Below are 20,398 nucleotides of genomic sequence, written 5' to 3'. Positions count from 1 at the left end.
GGATGGCCAAGACGGGGCCGAACGGGTCGCTGTCTTGAGATGGCGGGCGATGGGCGGCCGGCGCGGACAAAGCCTGGGCCAGAGCGGAAACGGTGCGGTAGCTGAACAGCGCGGACACCGGCACCTCGCGCTCCAGCTCGCGGCTCAGCCGATTGGCGGCCTGGATGGCCTGCAAGGACTTGCCGCCCAGCGCGAAGAAATTGGCGCGCGGTCCGTCCGGCATGCGGCCCAGCACCTGTTGCCAGACCGCCATGATGCGCCGCTCCAGCGGCGTGGCCTGCTCATTGGCGGCGGCTGGGGTTTCATCGTCCAGCATGGCAGCCAGCCGCTTGCGGTCTATCTTGCCGTTGACGTTGCGCGGCAAGCCGGGCAGCCAACGCCAGCGGTCCGGGATGGCGGCGGCGGGAAGCGTGTCCGACAGCAGCCCACGCAATGCCGCGGCGTCTCGCGCGGCCTCGCCGGCGAGGACGGCGGCCAGCGCATAGCCGCCGCCGGCCAGCGGCAGGCCGATCACCGCGGCCTCGCGCACGCCGGGGACGGCGAGCAGCGCGTTTTCCACTTCGGCCGGGTCGACGCGCAAGCCGCTGATTTTCAACTCCTGGTCCAGCCGGCCCAGGAAGCGCAGCTGGCCGTCGAGCCAGGCCACGCGGTCTCCGGTGCGGTAGGCGCGCGGCGCGCCGGGCAGGGCGGACAGCTCGACGAAGCGGCGCGCGCTTAGTTCCGGCCGGTCCAGATAGCCGAGGGCCAGCGCCTCGCCCAGCAGGCACAGCTCGCCGGCCTCGCCGGCCGGAACCGGCCGCAGCGACGGGTCAACCACGACGGCGTCCACGCCGGGGCGCGGCAGGCCTATGGGGAGGTTGTCCGCGCCGTTCCATGCCGCGCCGGGGCCGGACAGAACGGCGCCGGTGGCGATGACGGAGGCCTCGGTCGGACCATAGCTGTTCAGCAGCGCGCAGCACGGCATCAGCTCGCCCCAGCGTCGCGCGCGTTCCGGCAGCGCCGCCTCGCCGCCTATGATGGCTAGGCGCAGGCGGGACAGCCGCGCGGCCAGTTCGGGCGTCAGCGCGTAGGCCAGCTCATGCCAGAAGGCGGTGGGCAGGTCCAGCACGTCGATTTCCATCTGTTCGACAGCAGCCACGAAGGCCGGCATCGATTCCAGCATGGCTTCGTCGCGCAGAACCAGCGCGCCGCCATGGCAGAGCGCCAGGAAAATCTCCTCCACGCTGGCGTCGAAGTGCAGCGGCGCGAACTGCAGCACGCGTTCGCCCGCCGCGAAGCGGTAAAACTGGCCGGCGCTGGATACGAAATGCGCCAGCGCGCCGCGGCCCAGCAGCACGCCGTTGGGCTGGCCGGTGGAGCCGGAGGTATAGAGCAGATAGGCCGGCTGGGCGGCGTCGGTCTGGGCCGGACGGGTTTGCGCCGGCGCGAACAGCAAGGGCTCGTCCAGGCATAGCGGCGCGGTCTGACCCAGCCGGTCCGTCCAGCGCCGCCAGGTCAGCGCAAGCTTGGGCCTGGCATCTCGCAAAACCATGTCCAGCCGCGCCGGCGGGCCGTAAGGGTCCAGCGGCACATAGCAGCCGCCGGCCCACAGCGCGGCCAGGATAGCGACGACGGCGTCCGCGCCGCGCGGCAGCAGGATGGCGACGCGCTCGCCGTCTTGCAGGCCCTGCGCGCGCAGCGTTCCGGCCAGGGCCTGAACCTTGGCTAGCAAGTGGCTGTAGCTGAGCGTGAGCGCGCCGTCTATCAGGGCGGGCGCGTCCGGCCGGCTCGCGGCCTGTTCCGCGAGCAAAGCCATCGCGTCGCGCGGCGCTTGGCGCAGCGACGGGCCGCGCAGCACGGACAGCGGCGGCAGGCCGGGCAGCAGTTCGGCCAGCGGAGCATCGGCGGGCGTGCGCGCCAGCCGGTCCAGCCAATGCAGCAACTCGCGGCGCATGTCGTCCAGCCGCGCCTGCGGGTAGGCGTGGGGATTGGCTTCCAGGCTGAAGCGCCATTCGGTGTTCAGCAGGCTGATATTGACGGCGAGGTCTTCCACCGGGCCGGCGCTGATCGGCAGGATGCGGGTTTCCAGTCCGGCGAACGGCGCGCGGCGGTCGAAGGGCATCAGGTTGAGCACCGGGCCGAATAGCTTGTCCTGGCCGGCCAGCCGGTTCAGATCGCCGCGCAGCCACTCATAACGGTAGCGCTGATGCGGCCGGATGGCGCGCAAGCCTTGCTCGGCCTGGCGGACCAGGCCGCCCAGCGCGTCCTCCGGCGCCAGACGCAGGCTGAACGGCGCGATATTCATCGCCATGCACGGGACGTCCAGCGCGGCGGAGCCGATGCGGTTCATCACCGGCAGGCCCAGGGTGATGTCGCGGCGGCCGGTTTTCCCGGCCAGCCAGGCGGCGACGGCTGCCAGCAGCCAGGCACCCCAGTTGGCGCGGCTGGCGCGCGCGGCGCTCTGCCAGGCGGCTATCCGCTCCGCCTCCAGCGTGTCGCCGCTCTTGGCGACATGGTTGGCCAGCGGCTGCGGCGCTTCCAGCGAGACGGCGGCGGGGAAGCCGTCCTGCCGTTCCAGCCAGAAGGCGCGGTCTTGCCCGCGTTCGGCGGATTCGGCGTAGGCCGCGTCCTCCGCCAGCGTCGCCTGCAGCGACCAATCGGGCAGGACCGGCGGGGTCTGGCCGGAGACGCGGGCGCTGTAGCGGGCCGCGATGGCCTTGGCCAGCAGGCCGTAGCCGTAGCCGTCCAAGGCGATATGGTGGACCTGCAGATACCACAGGTGCAGCCGCTCGCCCAGCTTCAGCAACGCGGCGCGGCAGGGGGTGTCTTGCTCGGCGCGCCAGGCTTGTGCCAGCGATTGCCGCATCCAGGCCTCGGCCGCCGCGCGCGGATCGGCCTCGGCGCTGAAGTCCAGGCAGGCGGGCGCGCTGGCCGGCGCGGCGGCTTGCTGCCACAACTGATCGCCGTCGAAATGGAAGCGCATGTTCAAAGCGGGGCCGCCGGCCAGCGTTTCTGCCGCGCTGGCGAGCAGGGCCGCCGCGTCGAGCGGGCCGGACAGTTCGATGGCTTCGGCTGTCCAGTAGCTGGGATTGTCCGGGACGAGTTGCTGGCCCATCCAGATGCCGCGCTGGGCGGCGCTGAGGGGTAGGCGCGGGGCGTTGGGGTTCATGGCGTGCGGAGGGGGCGGATAAGGCCGATGACGATGATGCGGTATATTAAATACAAATGAGTATCAATTGCAATTAATTAAGCGAATCCAGCCGGGCAGAGGAGCGGATGAGAGGCGCCGCGGCCCGTCTGGGCCGCGGGCATCGCGTTCAGGCGGCGGACAAGCCGTCCACTAGCACGTGCGGCACGCCTTGCGGACAGCGCTCCACCCGGCCGTCCACGCCGTAAACCGCGCGCAGGGCGGCGGCGTCTATCACCTGCTCCGGCCTGCCGTCGGCCAGCAAGCGGCCATCTTTCAGCATCAGCGCGCGGTCGGCATGGCGCAGCGCGGCGTTCAGGTCGTGCAGCACGATCAGCGTCACCATGCGGCGGCGGCGGGTTTCGCGGCGCAGCAGGTCCATCACGTGGAACTGGTAGTTCAGGTCCAGCGCGGACAGGGGCTCGTCCAGCAGCAGCAGGGCCGGCTCGCGGATCAGCGCCTGGGCGATGCCCACCAACTGGCGCTGGCCGCCGGATAGCTGGTCCAGATGGCTGCGCGCCAGACGGACTATGCCCAGCGATTCCAGCAGCGCCACCACCTCGTCGTCGCCGTGGCGGCGGAACAGGCCGGAGGCGGTGGCCTGGCCGGCCACCATCAAGGATTCGAACACCGTCAGATGCACGCAGGGCGGCAGCGTTTGCGGCAGGTAGGCCGCCTGGCCGCGGCGGCGGTCCAGCGGCCGGCCGTCCAGGGCGATTTGGCCTTCGCAGGGCTGCAGCCCGGCCAGCGCGCGCAGCAAGGTGGACTTGCCGCTGCCGTTGGGGCCGAGCAGGGCGGTGACCTCCCCGGCCGCTAGACAGGGCGCATCGAGTCCGTTTATCACCCGGCGCTTGCCATAGCGCACGGACAGCTTGGCTATTGATAGGTGAGTCATGTCCGGCCTCCGTTGCGCAAGACGATGGCGATGAAGAAAGGAATGCCCACCAGCGAGGTGACGATGCCCACCGGCACGATGACGCCGGGGATCAGGTTCTTGGTGGCCACCGAGGCCAGGGACAGGATGGCCGCGCCGGTCAGCGCGCTGACCGGCAGGTAGAAGCGGTGATCCTCGCCCACCAGGCGGCGCGCGATATGCGGCGCGATCAGGCCGATGAAGCCTACGGTGCCGACAAAGGCCACGGCCAGCGCGGTGAGCAGGCTGGCGCGCAGCAAGGACGCCAGGCGCAGCCGGCGCACGTCTATGCCGAAGCTGGCGGCGCGGTCTTCGCCCAGGCGCAGCGCGGTCAGCCGCCAGGCATTGGCCAGCGACCACGGCAGGATCAGCGCGAAGGCGGCGAACAGGAGGCCCAGCTTGGGCCAGTCGGCGCGGGACAGGCTGCCCATCAGCCAGAACACCAGGTCTTGCAGCGCGTCGGCGGTGGAGACGAACTGCAGCAGGGAAACCAGCGCGTTGAAGCTGAAGAACAGGGCGATGCCGAACAGCAGCACGCCGCTGGCCGCCATGCGGGTGAACCGCGCCACGCCGTCCAGCAGCAGCGCCGCGCCCAGGGCGAAGACGAAGGCGTTGGCCGGCAGCATCCAGGCGGCCGGCACGCCGGGCAGGCTGAGGTTGAGCAGGATGGCCAGCGCCGCGCCGAAGGCGGCGGCCGGCTGCAGGCCCAGGGTGAACGGATCGGCCAGCGGATTGTGCAGCACGGTCTGCATCTCCGCGCCGGCCAGACCCAGCGCCAGGCCGGCGGCGACGGCGATCAGCGCGTAGGGCAGACGGATGTCCCAGACGATGACGGCGGTGGATGGATCGGCGGCGGCCGGGCGCAGCAGGGTTTGCCAGAACTCGGCCAGCGACAGGCCGCTGGCGCCGGTGGTGACGTCAAGTGTCAGGGAGGCGAGGATCAGCGCGGCCAGGACGACGATCAGCAGCGAGCGGCGCAGCAGGCTGCGCCGGTAGTCGGCGGAAACGGCCGCGGCGGGCGCGGCCAGGGCGTGCTCCATCATTTGCCGCTCCTCGTCCAGTACACGCCTTGCGGCTCTATGGCCAGGAAGTCGCGGTGCAGCTGCTGCCAACTGGCGTCCGGGTCCAGCTTGGCGAAGCGCTGCGGCTGCAAGGTCTTGGCGAAGGCTTCCAGCAAGACGATGTGGTAGGGCGTGTTGTAGAAGTGGTGCCAGGCGCCGAAGGTACGGTTCTCGCGCACGGCGGCCAGCGCGCCCACCGGCTTGCGGCCGGCCGCGCGCGCGAGCGAGGCGCGGGCCTGGGCGGGCGTCACGTCCGCGCCGAATTGGATGCCGGTCTTGTCGGCCGGCGCGGCGGTGCCGGTGCCGATATACCAGTCAGGCTTGGCGGCGATCACGTGCTCCATATTGATTTCGCCGGTGGGGCCGGGGAGCAGCGCGTCGCCGATATTGACGCCGCCGGCCGCGTCCACCAGCTCGCCCAGGCTGCCCTTGCCGGCGCTGGTGACGTTGGCGAAGGCGCCGGCGCGCAGGTCCAGGAAGACCTTGGGTTTTTGCTGCGCCGGAATGGCTGCGACGGTTTTATGGATGGCGTCCAGCTTGCCCTGGTAAAAGCGGATGAAGCGTTCCGCTTCCGCTTCGCGCTGCAGGGCTTGGCCCATGATGCGCAGGCTGGGCACGGTGTGCTCCAGCGGCGCGTTGCGGAAGTCGACGAACACCACCGGCACCTTGGCTGCCTGCAATTGCTTGACGATGGGGTTGTTCAGGCCGGGGCCGTGGCCGGAGACGCTGAAAATGGCGATATCCGGCTTCAGCGCCAGCACTTTTTCGGCGCTGACCGAGTTCTCGCTGGTGTTGCCTATCAGCGGGATGCGGTCTATCTGGGGAAAGCGCTTCTGGTATTGGGCATAGGTCTGCGGGTCCAGCTGGCGGAAATCGCCTTGCCAGCCGGCGAGGCGGGCCAGAGGCTGTTTGCCTTCCAGCAGGGCCAGGGCGTAGAACAGGCGGCCTTCGCCCAATAGGATGCGGTTGACCTTGGCCGGCGTTTCCACCTTGCGGCCGGCTATGTCGGTGACCACGGCGGCCTGGACGGACAGCGAAGCGGCCAGCAGCGCGGCGGTCAGCAGGCGGGAAAGTACGGTTTTCATCGCGTCCCCCTTACTGGCGCCAGTCCAGTTTCAGATCCGGCTGCTTGGCCATCAGGCCCAGATGCTCGTCCATGATGAATTCGATCTTGGCCAGTTTGTCGGCGGCGTCGGACTGGCACACCATGTCCAGGGTGTCGCCTTGGCGTAGGATGTCGCAAGTGCCTATCGGGAACTGCACATGGGCGCGTTCGGTGTCGAAATCCACTGGCACTTTCAACGCGTAGTGCTTGCACAGCTTGTACAGCACCTTGTCGGCGTGGGCGGTGGTGAGGGTGGCGCGGCTGCTCAGCATGATGATTTCTCCATTCTTATAAAATAAAACGGTAATAGGCAGTTGGCGGACGGTGGGTCCGGCAACTGCCGCGTGGCCTCCCTTCCGTCTGCTGGAGGCGGACGGGGAGCGGGGGTTTAGAACTTGCCGGTCAGGGTCAGCCAGTAGCGGCGGCCCTCGTCCACCATCCAGTTGCCCGGACGGACCGGAGTTCTGCTGCCGCTATCCGACATATCTACAGGCACAATCTTGTTGCTTGCATTGAGCACTGCCGCGTTGACGCTGAAGGTCTTGTTGATCTGGTAGCTCAGGCCCAGGTCGAAGGTGGTGGCGGCCGGGCGCTCGCGCACGCTCATCGAGTAGTTGCGGAAGGCTGCCCAGTTGGATTTGCCGGTGTAGGTGGCGCTGGCGTAGGCGTTCAGCTTTTCAAACGGCGTCCAGTCCAGCTTCAGGTTGGCCACATGCTTGGGCGTCTTGTCCAGCGGTTGTCCATCCAGCGAGGTGTGGTCGCGGCTGGTTTCCTTGCCGCCCTCGCGGCGGGAGTCGGTATAGGTGTAGTTGCCGGATAGCTTCCACTGTTTGCTGACTTCCCATGCGCCAGACATTTCCACGCCGCGGATGTCCACCTTGTCCACGTTGTCGTAGACGTAGATGGTGCGCGGCGCGGCTTGCGGCGAAAGCACGCCGGTGTCGTAGCTGACCACCTTGTTCTTGAACTGGCTGTTGAACACGGTGAAGCTGCCGCTGAGGCCGCCGGTGCCATCGTAGCGGATGCCGATTTCGCCGCTGGTGCTTTCTTCCGGCTTCAGATTGGGGTTGCCGCACAGCACGCCGCCCGTTTCGCCTGGACCGCCTGAAGTCATGCAGTAGCCGGGCGCGGTTTGGCGCAGCTTGGGCGCCTTGAAGCCCTGAGCCACGCCGCCGCGCAGCGTCACGGTGGGCGTCAGATTGTAGACGGCGTACAGGCGGGGGCTGACGTGGCTGCCGTACTGGCTTTGGTGATCCAGGCGCAGGCCGCCGGTCAGCGTCAGATTGTCGGTGGCGGCGAACTCGTTCTCCGCGAACAGCGCTGAACTGTCGGCGCTGATCTGGTCCGGGTTGGGCGCGAAGTTTTGGTTCGGCACATTGTTGTTCAGGGACACGCCGCTCAGCTTTTGCTGCTGCCATTGCATGCCCAACTTCAGGGTATTGCGATGGAAGGGCAGGGTCAGTTGACCATCCAGCGTAGTGTTGACGATCTTGGGCTGGACTGGGCTTTCCACATCGTTGGTGGCGCTGATTTCCTTGGACGATTCCTGGTACAGCGAGAGGCTGCTCTTGCCCCAGTCCCAACGGCCGTTGTGGCTGATGCCCCAGTTGTCGCGCGGATAACTGATCTTGCTCTTGTCATCGCCGGCGGCCGCGGTTTTGCCCGGGGTATTGGTGTAGCTGAGCGAGTTATGGCCGGCTTCCAGAACGATGTCCTGATTGGCGGTCGGAGTGATGGACAGCTTGGCGTTGAAATTGCCGTTCTGGGTGTCGGGCACGCCGACGGAGCCGACACTCGGGTAGCTCACGCTGCTTTCCGAGCGGTGGTAGCTGCTGCCGTATACCTGCAGCGCCAGCAGGCCTTCCTTCAGCGGGCCGCCCACCCAGAAACTGGTCTCGCCGGCATTGCCGTATTTGGCGTCGGACGGAATGGAGCCGCCCAGCGTCACGGAGCCATGCCATTCCTTGGGCGATTTGCGGGTGATGATATTGATCACGCCGCCCATCGCGTCCGCGCCATACAGGGAGGACATGGGTCCGCGTACCACTTCGATGCGCTCTATCGCCTCAAGCGGCGGCATCTGGTAAGGCTGCACGCCGCCGGTGCCGCGGTTCATGGTTTCGCGCGTGTTCTGGCGTTTGCCGTCCACCAGGATCAGCGTGTACTCGCCGGGCAATCCGCGCACGGCGATGTCGATGTCGCTGGGGTCGCCGCCTATGATGCTGACGCCTTCCAGCTTGCGTACCGCATCAGCCAGATTGTTGACCGGCATTTTTTCCAGCTCGGCGCGGGTGATCACCGAAATGCTGGCCGGCGCCTGCTTGATTTTTTGCTCATAGCCGGAAGCGGTGACGACGACGGACGGCAGTTCGGCCGTGGCTTCATCGGCATGGGCGGCGGGGAGATGCAGGCTGCAGACGGCGGCGGACAGCAAGGCCAGGCGGAAGCCCTGGCGCGGAAGGCGATGGTTTTTCATGGTTGAGACCCGGTGTTCATCATCGAAGGTAAATTCATCCGGCATGCAATGGGATGCGAGCCTTATTTTTATGCTGACGAAGGAATATTCGAGCAATAAATTTGATACGACGATCGGATTCTCACATCAAATCATCCAAATGTAAATAGGAATTGTTTTCATTATCATTTTGAGGCGTTGTGGCGGGAGCCTCCCAGGGATGCAGGGTCAGGATGCGGCGCACGCAGCAAGGGTGGGATGGCGGGGATTGTAATTCTGAAATGTAATGAGAATCAATGCTAACTTGGGAGATGTCGGGGCTCCATGGGTTTGCCTTGGATCAAGCGACAGGTTCAATACCTCTTGCATACCACATCCAATACCACTTAAATACCAAATGGCGTTCGCATGGCTGAGGCTTGGCGCGCCGGACCGCGCAGGCGGGACTTCATCGGGTGGTGAACAAGCGAGGAGTGGGTGATGAGCGTGAAACATTTGCTGGGCGCGGCCGTGCTGGCCGCTTTGTCGGCTGGGGCCTGGGCCGCGCCGGACGCGGCGGCGTTGGGACAGAGTCTGGCGTTGAAAGTGGCGGTGGACAGCAATCAGGGCGCGGCGGCCGGCGCGCCTTGCGCCGACCTGGGCGCGGACTGGGCCTTGTGCCTGAAAGGCCGGCTGATACTGGAAAACCGCGGCGCGCAAGCGGTGCCGGCCGGCGGCTGGAATCTCTATCTGCATAGCATCCGCCGCATCCTGAAGCTGGACACGCCGCAGTTCGCCATTCGCCACCTCACCGGCGACTTGTACCAGATCTCGCCGACCGCGGCTTTCCAGGGCTTGGCGCCGGGGCAGAAACTGGAGCTGCCGCTGATAGACGAATACTGGATGCTGCAGGAAAGCGACGTGCTGCCGCGTCCCTACGTAGTGGTGGACGGACAAGCGCCGGCCCTGCTGCGGCATGACAGCAGCGACGAAGCCAGCTATCTGCTGCCCTTGACCGGCGACAACTGGAAGAACCCGGCCGGCGAGCTGCGGCCGCTGGCCACGCCGCAGCAGCGTTATCAGACGTTCAGCCAGCGCGGGCCGCAACTGGCCGCCGCGCAAGTGGCGGGCCGCGTCATCCCGGCTGTCAAGCGCCAGCAATTGGCGGGCGGGCAACTGCGCGTCGAAGGCTTGAGCCTGCGTCTGGATGGCGTGGGGGCGGACGGCGCGCGAGCGCTGGCGCAGCGGGCGGCGCAACTGGGCCTGAAGGCGGGCGGCGCGCCGGTATCCGGCAAGGTAGTGGGTTCCAAGCTGCCGGCCGATATTGCGGTGCCGGGCGGCTACCGCCTGCGCATAGACGCCAAGGGCGCGGCGGTGGAAGGCTTTGACGCCGCCGGCGTGTTCTACGGCGCGCAAACCCTGCTGGGCCTGACGCCGCAAAACGGTGGCCTGGTCCCGGCCATGACGGTGGAAGACGCGCCGCGCTATGAATACCGCGGCATGATGGTGGACCTGGCGCGCAATTTCAAGCAGCCCGCCACCGTGCGCCGGCTGATCGATCAAATGGCCGCCTACAAGCTCAACAAGCTGCACCTGCACTTGTCGGACGACGAAGGCTGGCGTTTGCAGATTCCGGGCTTGCCGGAGCTGACCGATGTCGGCGCGCGCCGTTGCCATGACCTGACGGAAAGCCGCTGCTTGCTGCCGCAGCTGGGTTCCGGCCCGGCCAACCAGTCCGGCGGCGGCCATCTGAGCCGCGAGCAGTATATAGACTTGGTGCGTTACGCCCAATCCCGCTTCATCGAGGTGATTCCGGAGTTCGACATGCCGGCGCACGCGCGCGCCGCGGTGGTGTCGATGGAAGCGCGCTACCGCAGGTTGATGGCGGCCGGGCAGCCGCAGGCGGCCAATGAGTACCGCCTGCTGGACCCGCAGGACCAATCCAATACGCTGTCAGTGCAATTCTATGACCGCCATACTTATCTGAACCCCTGCGTGCCGGGCAGCCAGCGCTTCGTCTCCAAGCTGGTGTCCGAAGTGGCGCAGATGCACCGCGAGGCCGGCCAGCCGCTGCGGACTTGGCACTTCGGCGGCGACGAGGCCAAGAACATTCTGCTGGGAGGGGGCTTCCAGGACATGAAGGGAACGGACCCAGGCAAGGGCAAGGTGGACCTAGCCAAGCAGGACAAGCCCTGGGGCCGTTCGCCGGCCTGCCAGGCGCAGATCGCCCAAGGCCAGATCAAGAGTGTGGACGAGCTGCCGCTGAAGTTCGCGCAAACGGCCAGCCGCATCGTCGCCGCCCAGGACATCCCGACCATGGCCGCCTGGCAGGACGGCGTGCACGGCGCGGCCGGCGCGAGCGACTTCGCCACCGCGAATACGCTGGTCACCGAGTGGGACACGCTGTATTGGGGCTCCGCGCAGGCGGCCAGCGATTTCGCCAACAAGGGCTTCAAGACGGTGCTGGCCTCGCCGGACTACCTGTACTTCGACTTCCCCTATGAGCTGAACCCGCGCGAGCACGGCTACTACTGGGCCTCGCGCGACACCGATAGCTACAAGGTGTTCAGCTTCGCGCCGGATAATCTGCCGCAAAACGCGGAAGTGATGCCGGATCGCCAGGGCAAGCCCTTCTCCGTCACCAGCTCGGCCGCGCCGGCGCGCTTCGCCGGCATCCAGGGCCAGGCCTGGGCCGAAATCGTCCGCACCGACGCCGAGTTCGAGCAGCGCGTCTATCCGCGCATGCTGGCGCTGGCCGAGCGCGCTTGGCACAAGGCGGCGTGGGAGCGGCCTTACACGGCGGGCGAAACCTACCAGCTGGGCGTCACCCATCTGGTGGACAAGGCGGCGCTGAATGCCGACTGGCAACAGTTCGCCGCCGTGCTGGGCTGGCGCGAAGCGCCCAAGCTGGAGCGCGCGGGCATCGCTTACCGCATGTCCATGCCGGCGGTGCAGCCGGGCAACGGGCCGTACGCCGTGACCACGGAATGGCCGGGCGCGAAGCTGCAGTACTCCACCGACGGCCGCAACTGGCAAACCCTGCAGCCTGGCCAGCCTGTGCAAGCCAACTTCTGGCGCGGCGTCACCCAGGACGGCCGTCGCGCCGGGCGGGTGGAGAGCTTGTCTGGGCAGTGAGCGGGCGCTTTGACTGGCAAGAAACAGCGGGCCTATCGGCCCGCTGTTTTCGTTGGCGCGGGCTTGGCAAAGACGGGGTCAGGTCCGCAACAGAACGTGTGACGGCTCGGCCAAGGCGGTCTTTGCAGGCCAGGTGAAGGATGGCGGTTTTCGTATTGGAAACCGCCGCTCGCCCGGTGAACGAAGGGTGATTCAGTTGACACTCCTCCGCTGAACTGCGAACCTTCCGGCTTCCATTTATTTGCCTTTTCCCGCCATGAAAATCACCTCCAATACCGCCGTCACCCTGCGCATGAAAGTCACCGACAGCCAGGGCCTGGTTTACGACGATGGCAAGCACCCGGTTTCCTACCTGCATGGCGATTACGACAACCTCTTCGCCAAGCTGGAAGCCGCGCTGGAAGGCCAGGAAGCAGGTTTTCAAACCACGGTGGAGCTTGCTACCGAAGACGCCTTCGGCGCGCGCGACGAAGCCCTGGTCACCACCATGCCCAAGGCCGACTTCCCGCCAGGCGTCAAGGTAGGCGGTCAGCTGCAGCGCATTGGCCCGGATGGCGAACCGCGCTACTATTTCGTCACCAAGATCAAGGGCCCAACCGTTTTGCTGGACGGCAACCACCCGCTTTGCGGCAAAACGCTGCGCTTCGCCCTCAAAGTGATGGACGTGCGCGAGGCGACTGCCGAGGAAATCGCCCACCAGCATGTGCATGGCGAACACGGGCATCAGCACTGATTCAGCCCGGTCCACGCAAGATCAAGCCCTCCCCGATGGAGGGCTTTGTTTTGTCTGGCCCCTCTGTTAATCGGCGCAGGCGTGATCTGCGCCTGATTCGCCAGCAAGCTCGCCTTTGAGATCTCGGCGCCTACTGTTTCGACTGCCGCCATTCTGGATGACGGCGAAGCCATCGGCATGTTGAATAAAATGCCGGTTATGCCTTTGTGATAGCATGGCGGTTGTTGACCGCCAGCGGCGCGCGAGTCCTTCGCGAATGGGCTGGCGGGTAGAAAGGCCGCCAGCCCTGTATTTGACAGGGTGGCATATTCAGGCGGAAGGCTACGGGGTGAAATATGTCCGAGAGCGACACTGGGCTTCACGGCAGCTGGCGGTTGGTTTCTTTTGATCTGGAGCTTCAGGATTCAATGGAGCGTACCCAACCATGGGGCGCGGAGCCCAATGGCCGGCTTATTTTCGGCGCCGATGGACGAATGATGGTGCTGGCGACGGCCAAGGCGCGGGAGCCTGGGAATACGGACGAGGCGTTGGCGGCGCTGTTCCGCACGGTGATGGCCTATACCGGATGCTATCGGGTAGAGGGGGACAGTTTCATCGTAAAAGTCGATGCCTCCTGGAACGAGGCCTGGAACGGCACCGAGCAGCTGCGCTTCTATAAGCATGATGGTGACGCGCTTGAAATCTATACGGCGTGGATGCCAAATCCCTTGGCGGCTGGAAATGCGATGGGGCGGGGTGTTCTTGGATTGGTGCGGGAGTCGTTGGCTGGGCTGAGTCAGCGATAGGCATAGGCTGATGTTTGATGCCATAGCTTGAGCTGACGGTAAATTGGACTGAATGAAATGAAGCCCAACATTTACCCTGAACATTTTCCTTGGAGGGATCGCCAGGTTCCCGAAGTGAACGTTGGGCTTCGTCGGGCTTGGTCCAAGCTAGGGGGCTGTGTCTGCTGCACGTGGGGCGCGGATTGTTATACCAAATGAATCGCAGCGGTTTTCAATGTCCTGTTAAGTAGACGGCTTGCTGCCTTGGTATTTTTTGGCCAGATTTTGGACGTTTGCTCTACAGTAAAAAGCGATAAGCGGCCCCAAGCCAGCAAGCGTTATCGCGCCGCTTTAATCCATATGGATGTTATGGTGTGAAAAAAATGAAATTGGCATCAGTGCTGGTGGCGTTTCTTTGTATGGCACGTATGGATGCAGCCACCGCTAACTCATTTGTTGTTGGCGTGGAAGAGATAGACTATTACCCGCTGCATAGTTATGCCAATGGAAAATTTTCTGGGTATGGCAGAGATTTGCTTGATGCATTTGCCAAGCAATCTGGCCACTCCTTTATTTACACGGCTCTTCCGGTTTCCAGGCTATTTCACACCTTTCTGAATGATAATTCGATTGATTTTAAATATCCAGACAACCCGAGCTGGCAAGCCGACTTGAAAAAAGGGAAGGCCGTCCTTTATAGTAATCCAGTCATAAATGTCATGGAAGGATTGCTTGTCAAACCGGAGAAAATAGACCAACTATCAGAGACTTCCATTAAATCTATCGTGACCATGCGGGGATTTACGCCTTGGCCTTTTGAGCAGGCCATGCGGCAAAAGGTCAATGATGGAACCATTCGAGTCTATCAGGAAGATTCGTTTAGAAAGGTGATCACTTTGGGGATGACGGGACACTATGACGCCGTCTATGCCAGCCCAATAGTCATCAATTACTACCTGGATGAGGTCCTGCACAAGCCAGGCGCATTAGTCTTTGATAGGAGGCTCCCCTTTGAGAGCAATGATTTTTCCCTCTCCAGCATCCGGCAAACAGATGTGATCAAGCAATTCAATGAATTTCTTGAAAAAAATCAGCCATTGATCATGGAGCTAAAAAGAAAGTACAGGCTGACTGACAAGTCGGTTCAATAAGTTCAGCAAAAATAGGACCGTAGATGAATAGGATGGACTCCTTCTTTCTTGACGGGTGGTTTGGCCATGACCTGCCTAACGCCAAGATGCCGATTCAGGCGTAAGGCGTCCAGCCTATTAACTTATGGCTCAGTTTTGTCAAATTAGCGCCATAAAAACCTCTTCACAGGACCTCGCATGAAAAAAGAGTCCATCATTTTTATCGCCTGCATCACGGTATTTCTGGCGCAGCTGGGAATCACGATGTATCTGCCGGCTCTGCCGGCGCTTGCCAAGGCGTTCTCCAGCCCGCCGCAAGATGTCGCGCTGGCTTTGTCGGCTTTTCTGGTTGGCATGGCTGCGCCCATGCTGGCCTGGGGCGGCCTTGGCCAGCGTTATGGCCGGAAAGCCATTCTGTCGATTTCCCTGCTGCTGTATGCCGCGTGCAGCGCCGCTATTCCCATGACGCATCAAGTGGAGGCCTTCATCCTGTTGCGCTTTTTGCAGGGCATGGGAGCCAGCGGCATGTCGGTGATGTCGCGGGTCATGATCAAGGACCACTTCAGCGGCGCGCAGTTGGCCAAGAGCCTGTCCTGGCTCTCCATTTCCTTCGTGATTTCATTGGGAGTGGGCCAATTTTTGGGCTCGCTGCTGTTGGCATCGCTGGGCTGGCAAGCCATCTTCTTTAGCCTTGCCATTGCCACGTTGGCGCTGCTGCTGGTTCTGGCTGGCTTGCCTTCTCCGGCTTCGCAGCCTGCCGGCGACTCGCAATCCGGCATCAAGGCTTACGCCACCCTGTTGCGCAGCCGCGACTTTCTGCTGCCCGCGTTGGCGGGGGGCCTGGGCTATGCGGTGATCATCACCTTCAATGCCTGTGCGCCGTTCATCTTTCAGGATGCGCTGCATTGGAGCGCATCGGAATACGGCCTGCTGGGATGGCCCATCAGCCTTTCCTATTTTGCCGGCGCCTGGCTGGTGAACCGTTACGTAGTCAGGAAAGGGAGGCATTTCTTCATATTGCTGGGCTTGAGCGTTTTGCTGGCCGGCTGCGCGCTTATGCTGCTGGGCGGCGTTTTGCGCCTGTCCCTGCTGCTATGGCTGCCTTATTGCCTGGCTGTGATCGGGCAGGCGATGAACTATCCGGTCAGCCTGGCCATCGCCACTGAAAACTCGCCCGTCGCCGGCCCGTACGCCATGGCCTTGTGCGGTTTCATGCATCAATTGATGGCCGCGGCCATCGGCGCCGTCGCCAGCACTTTGCCTGGGCAGCCCATCTGGCCGAGCGCCGGTCTGATGTGCATGCTGGCGCTGGCGGCCTTCGCCGCTTTCGCGCGAAGCCGCCAGCCGTCGCTGTCGCCGGCTTGAGCCGGCATTCATCCGCCATCTTCCCAGGACATTGCGCGCGGTAGAGGCCAAGCCGTTCTGCCCATTGCCTCGCTCAGGCGGACGATGGATGGACGGCGGCGCTCCATCTTCCCCAAGCCAGGCCGCGAGGGACGTGAGGCGGCCTGGCTGCACTAACTGAAGCTACAAGGCCTGTTTGAGGAAGCGGGTGACGGATTGCGTCAGCGCCGGCGCCAGCGGCTGCGGCGCTTCGCCGTAGGCGGCCTGGCGTTGCGGGGCGTCGTCGCGCAGCAGGTGGGTCATGGCGGGTATCCATTCCAGCTGGCTGTCCGGCTTGGCTGCGTGCAGCGCTTCGCCTTCGCTCCTGGGGACTTGATGGTCGGCGCCGCCCTGCACGATCAGAGTGGGCGCTTTCAGCGCGCGGATGGACTCAACCGGCGTGTAGCGGAACCAGGAGATCAGATAGGGCTGTATGCTGGGGCGGTACACCACCATCAGCGGGCCGGGCACCTTGTCGGCTTCGCGGCCCTGCTGCAGCGTCTGTAGTATGCGCTCGCTTTGCACGGCCAAGTCCTCTGGCAGACGCGGCGCCAGCTGCGTGCGCAGCAAATCGGCCGCGTTGCGAGCCGGTCCATCCAGAGAGACAAAAGCGGCCGCGCCTTGCTTCTCCGCCGCCAGCATGCCGATCAGCGAGCCTTCGCTATGGCCAATCACCGCCACCTTGGAAAAGCGCGGGTCCGTCTTCAGTTTGGCCACCCAGCCGGCCGCGTCGCCCACGTAATCGTCGAAATGCAACGCGGCCTCATCCAGTCCCGCCGCTCGGCTCTCGCCTATCGCCCGCTTGTCGTAGCGCACCGAAGCGATGCCGGCGTCCGCCAGCGCCTGGGCCAGCTGCTTCAAATAGCCGCCGCTGCCATAGGGCAGGCCGGGATTGTCGCCGTCGCGGTTGGTGGGGCCGGAACCAGCAATGATCAGCGCCACCGGAGGCTTGTCGGCGTGATCCGGCAACAACAGCGAACCAGCGATGCGGCCGCTGGCGGTATCCAGCGCGATGGGCTGGTCGGAGGCGGCTAGCGCGGGGGCGGCCAGTGAGGCGAGCAGGAGGGCGGAGGAGAGCAGGCGCATGACGGGCTCCTTGGGAAAAAGAGCCATCTTACGCCTCTTGTTATTGCAATGGCATTTCATCTGTGGTTTGCCGATGAGGTGGATACCGCCGCTAGTTAGGGGACTGGCAGGTCTTGATCTATGAGTGCGGGAAAGCTGCTACTCACCCTCGCCAGTTATCGGCACGCTTTTTGAAGTCGATATTCTTCCACCCCGCTTTCCAGAGCGTGAGATATTTCACATCACTGGACGAGGGTTCGGGGTCGCATTTCTCCACATACACGACGCACGGCATGATGACAGCGTCCCCGATCAGAAGCGCTTCTCCTTGCTCCAGCGCGGGCATGCCCTCGGTCAGATTGCCGAGCGTATCCGGCAGTAGTCGACGGACATAGCTTTGATCATCGGGATTGGTGAGACGCATTGCCAGGAAGTTGGAGCATTGCGAAAAAATAGTTTCTGAAATTTCAGACGGTCGCTGGCTCGAAATGAGAAGGCTAATGCCGTACTTTCGGCCTTCTTTGGCGATGCGTTCGATTGCAGCCAGGGAAGCCTTGTAGCGAGCAAGGCCACTCTTTGGCGCGTATTTGTGCGCTTCCTCATAAACCATCAGGAATGGCTGTTCAGTCTTGCTTTCAACGCGCCGAGCATAATAGCAAAAATCGAACATTAAACGGGAGATCAGCGAAACGGTAATGCTGAGCAGTTCAAAGGGGATGCCGCTGAGGTCGATGATGGTGACATTCGACTCGGCTCCCGCCTTGTAGCCGGTAAACTGTTCAAGTACCTGCTCCAGGGTCGCTGCTTTGGCCTTCGCACCGAATATGAAGTCAAGCCGGGAGTTGGATATCTTTGATCTAATCCGACGCTCGAATTTGTCGATGCTACCGTCGGCATAGGGGCCTTTGTTGATTTTGCTGCGTTCCGGGGCCGCGAATTCCCGCAACGCCTTGCAATAATGCTCAAGCTGCCCCTCCACGTCATCGAACGTTTCGGTCGTGCCGTCCTTAAACTTGATATGCAGTGAGTTCTCTGCATCTTTTGTTTCCCGCGTCAGGTTGCGGAAAGCGTTCGCTACGTGCTGAATGTCATATCGAAGCGGACTGTCGAAATTGACCTTCTCGACGGCAGGATTGCTGATCTTCTTGGCGATTGTCACTACGGAACGGAGCAGCGACTCTTGGTTGTAATTGTTGTTGTCCCCCGACTCAAGGAACATGTCCTCCATCTCGTCTTCGTTGAGAAGCCAATATGGCAGGACGAGGTCATCGACGGTGATGACATTCGCCTTTGGAAACGCCTTGGCATATTCGGAATGAAGATCGAATATCAGGATATGGGAGTTGTTGAGTCCCTGGTATTCGCCGGTTTTGGCAGATATCACCTTTTGCAGAACTGACGACACACTCGATGATTTGCCCGATCCCGAAGCACCGACAACGGCAATATGTTTGTTGAAGAACCGGTCGCCATGAACAGGTACGACGATATCACGTTGCCGAGTCAGCGAAGAAAAGCAAAAGCGTTCTTCAGCCGCATAGCAGTCGGCATAAATGGCTGCGATTTCGGCTTTCGTCGCCGGGACCACCTTCTTGGGTGGAATAGCTAATTCGTCGCCGCCACGATTGAATTTTCCGTCCTTAAGGGTCCCGAGAGGATAGGCGTCGATCATATAGACGCGCTTGTAGTCAGTGCCTCCATCGCCTTTAACCTCTTTCATTTCGATTGAAAAACTTTCGATGATGCAGATGAGGGAAACGTTTTCATTGTCGGAGACTTTGAGAAAGGACCCAACGCGGAGAGATTCACCCACCGTCTGGAAGTTCAACAGATTATCAACGGCCACTCGAACCTTGTTAGGGTAAACGGCGACAACCTCGGCGTTGGCGATTTCCTCAGTCATTGTACGTCCTCAGATAATTTTCTTGATTGTGGAGATGCTGCTGACGGGGATCGAATACATCCGACTCTTTGGGTACGGCATAGCCATGGTCGCAGGACGTTCAAGGAAGAAGTCATAGATGTAGCACAACTTCCGTCCCATCCCATCGAGGACCTCCCGTAACTGGATTTCGTCGTCGACAAAACGAATTTCGATCTGGTGCTCTTGGGTTTGTAGGCTATGGACGTGATCGATGCGGAATGGCGATCCGCGATATGGGAAGCCGTCTACGAAAACTGTTCCAGTATCGAAAAGCTCGTTCTTCACTTGCGTGGTAAGTTTTTCATCCGCGCCGCGTAGCAGGATGAATGGCGCATAGCGGTCGGAATTCTGGATGCGGCGCATCTTAGCCGAACTCCAATTGTTGCCGATTGCCCTGAGTTGGTCGCAGACAACCGAAGGGTCTGTTGCCGCATCGCATTCAATGATGAAAGCGCGGACGATTCCTGCGCCATTCGTGTGCGAGAAATACAGGTGCTTCATATGCTTCGCATACTCGGTTGCTTCCTTCTCTCGGAGAAGCCAACGATTATGGACAGCTTGGGTGCCCTTGAGCACTTCCTGCAGATTACGACGGGTGGTCTTGCGATCGTTGTGATCCTTTTTTGTGGCTAGTGTCGCGATGTAATCAAGGGCTATTGGATAGTGAAAGCCTTCGGCCTCAACCGCTGAGACGCCTTGGCTCTTCCGTATTGCCTCGATGACGCTGTTGCGATGTTCAGAAAATTCCGGCGAAATTTTTATGCTGAAATTTTTGCAGAATGCCCCAATCAATTCATCAGGTGCTGCCATTCCGTCGAGTAGGGACTTCTTCTCGTATGTTTTCTTACCGTCAGCAGTCTTCACTTCCTTCCGGTATTCCATCACCGATTTAAATCGCTCGACGGAAAGCTCACCAGTATCGAGCTTAACTTCTGAAAAGTGCCCGTACAGCTGGTATTTTCGACCTTCCCGTTGTGCCTCTTTGAGCCCTTGGAAATGAACAAAGAGCTTATGCAGGGGATCACGCAGTATCGATTCTGTCAGGTTCTGCTCCGCGTAGTATTTTACCTGGCCGTAAATTACGCCTTCATCGGTGTAGCGGTCGAAGTCCTCAATTCCCTCTATGACTATGCCATCATCAGGGTCCGCCTTCAGGATTTCGAGCAAGGTAGCGTCGAGTTGGTAAAAATACCCCCTGATCGAAGCTGTCGCTTCGCGTTTCTTGTCTACTTCCAGCATCTGAGCCTCTGAATCAATACCTGATTGTCATTATAGGGGAGAACAAGCGAAGAGTGCGAGTGAGCATATCTGCGCCGACGGGACTGGCCTGATGACGTGAAGGCGTCGATTGCGGTCGAGAGCTTCTCTAGTGGCAAGACGACCAGAGCGGTGGCACGTCAGCATGTTCTCGGTCCTAGTTAGTCTCCGATAGCATGTTTTATTTTTTGGTTTTTTAAGCAATTTAATTTTTTAAAATCAATAGCTTAAAAAATTTTAATACCATGATGGCTTGTGGATGCATGGCATAGTATCAGACTGTGACATGATATCAATGACACATAGTACCATTCAGGATGCCATGAAA

General features: G+C 62.2%; 14 protein-coding genes. 5 read left to right on the top strand and 9 right to left on the bottom strand.

Annotated elements, in window-relative coordinates; genetic code table 11:
* From C2I19_RS09370 to C2I19_RS09345, 6 genes are all read right to left on the bottom strand, one after another.
* Nucleotides 1–3,148, bottom strand: a 3,148-nt coding sequence (locus C2I19_RS09370; RefSeq protein ID WP_199181120.1) for a non-ribosomal peptide synthetase, incomplete at its 3' end; no start/stop codon positions are given.
* Between the two features lie 148 nt (nucleotides 3,149–3,296).
* Nucleotides 3,297–4,061, bottom strand: a complete 765-nt coding sequence (locus C2I19_RS09365) for an ABC transporter ATP-binding protein (protein WP_103902437.1) — start codon at nucleotides 4,059–4,061, stop codon at nucleotides 3,297–3,299.
* Nucleotides 4,058–5,122, bottom strand: coding sequence for a FecCD family ABC transporter permease (locus tag C2I19_RS09360; protein WP_103902436.1), 1,065 nt, complete (start codon nucleotides 5,120–5,122; stop codon nucleotides 4,058–4,060). The genes C2I19_RS09365 and C2I19_RS09360 overlap by 4 nt, the downstream gene beginning before the upstream one ends.
* A complete protein-coding gene (locus tag C2I19_RS09355) occupies nucleotides 5,119–6,225 on the bottom strand; it encodes an ABC transporter substrate-binding protein (RefSeq protein WP_103902435.1) in 1,107 nt (368 codons plus the stop codon). The genes C2I19_RS09360 and C2I19_RS09355 overlap by 4 nt, the downstream gene beginning before the upstream one ends.
* Before the next feature lie 10 nt (nucleotides 6,226–6,235).
* On the bottom strand, nucleotides 6,236–6,517 hold the full coding sequence (locus tag C2I19_RS09350; protein WP_103902434.1) for a DUF2218 domain-containing protein: 282 nt from the start codon (nucleotides 6,515–6,517) through the stop codon (nucleotides 6,236–6,238).
* Nucleotides 6,518–6,633: 116 nt separating this feature from the next.
* A complete protein-coding gene (locus tag C2I19_RS09345) occupies nucleotides 6,634–8,721 on the bottom strand; it encodes a TonB-dependent receptor domain-containing protein (RefSeq protein ID WP_158253674.1) in 2,088 nt (695 codons plus the stop codon).
* 459 nt (nucleotides 8,722–9,180) lie between these two features.
* Between C2I19_RS09345 and C2I19_RS09340 the strand changes: the two genes are divergently transcribed.
* From C2I19_RS09340 to C2I19_RS09320, 5 genes are all read left to right on the top strand, one after another.
* The gene (locus C2I19_RS09340; RefSeq protein ID WP_103902432.1) at nucleotides 9,181–11,814 is read left to right on the top strand and encodes a family 20 glycosylhydrolase; all 2,634 of its coding nucleotides are present in this window, start codon (nucleotides 9,181–9,183) and stop codon (nucleotides 11,812–11,814) included.
* Nucleotides 11,815–12,070: 256 nt separating this feature from the next.
* On the top strand, nucleotides 12,071–12,547 hold the full coding sequence (locus C2I19_RS09335) for an FKBP-type peptidyl-prolyl cis-trans isomerase (protein ID WP_103902431.1): 477 nt from the start codon (nucleotides 12,071–12,073) through the stop codon (nucleotides 12,545–12,547).
* A gap of 335 nt (nucleotides 12,548–12,882) precedes the next feature.
* The gene (locus C2I19_RS09330) at nucleotides 12,883–13,332 is read left to right on the top strand and encodes a lipocalin-like domain-containing protein (RefSeq protein ID WP_103902430.1); all 450 of its coding nucleotides are present in this window, start codon (nucleotides 12,883–12,885) and stop codon (nucleotides 13,330–13,332) included.
* Between the two features lie 353 nt (nucleotides 13,333–13,685).
* Nucleotides 13,686–14,462, top strand: a complete 777-nt coding sequence (locus C2I19_RS09325) for a substrate-binding periplasmic protein (RefSeq protein ID WP_146056765.1) — start codon at nucleotides 13,686–13,688, stop codon at nucleotides 14,460–14,462.
* Nucleotides 14,463–14,639: 177 nt separating this feature from the next.
* Entirely contained in the window at nucleotides 14,640–15,806 is a 1,167-nt protein-coding gene (locus C2I19_RS09320) for an MFS transporter (protein ID WP_103902428.1), read from the top strand.
* 162 nt (nucleotides 15,807–15,968) lie between these two features.
* Here the strand turns inward: C2I19_RS09320 and C2I19_RS09315 are convergent, their stop codons facing one another.
* The 3 genes from C2I19_RS09315 to C2I19_RS09305 form a co-directional block, all read right to left on the bottom strand.
* Nucleotides 15,969–16,910, bottom strand: coding sequence for an alpha/beta hydrolase (locus C2I19_RS09315; protein WP_103902427.1), 942 nt, complete (start codon nucleotides 16,908–16,910; stop codon nucleotides 15,969–15,971).
* A 142-nt stretch (nucleotides 16,911–17,052) separates the two neighbouring features.
* Nucleotides 17,053–18,792 (bottom strand): ATP-binding protein, encoded by a 1,740-nt coding sequence (locus C2I19_RS09310; RefSeq protein WP_103902426.1) that lies wholly within the window; start codon nucleotides 18,790–18,792, stop codon nucleotides 17,053–17,055.
* 9 nt (nucleotides 18,793–18,801) lie between these two features.
* On the bottom strand, nucleotides 18,802–20,052 hold the full coding sequence (locus tag C2I19_RS09305; protein WP_103902425.1) for a DUF4297 family anti-phage-associated protein: 1,251 nt from the start codon (nucleotides 20,050–20,052) through the stop codon (nucleotides 18,802–18,804).
* Nucleotides 20,053–20,398: the final 346 nt, after the last annotated feature.

Origin of the sequence: Chromobacterium alticapitis (genome assembly GCF_002924365.1) — a bacterium.
In the GTDB taxonomy this organism is placed as follows: Bacteria; Pseudomonadota; Gammaproteobacteria; order Burkholderiales; family Chromobacteriaceae; genus Chromobacterium; species Chromobacterium alticapitis.
This window is presented reverse-complemented; position numbering and strand designations above follow the sequence as displayed.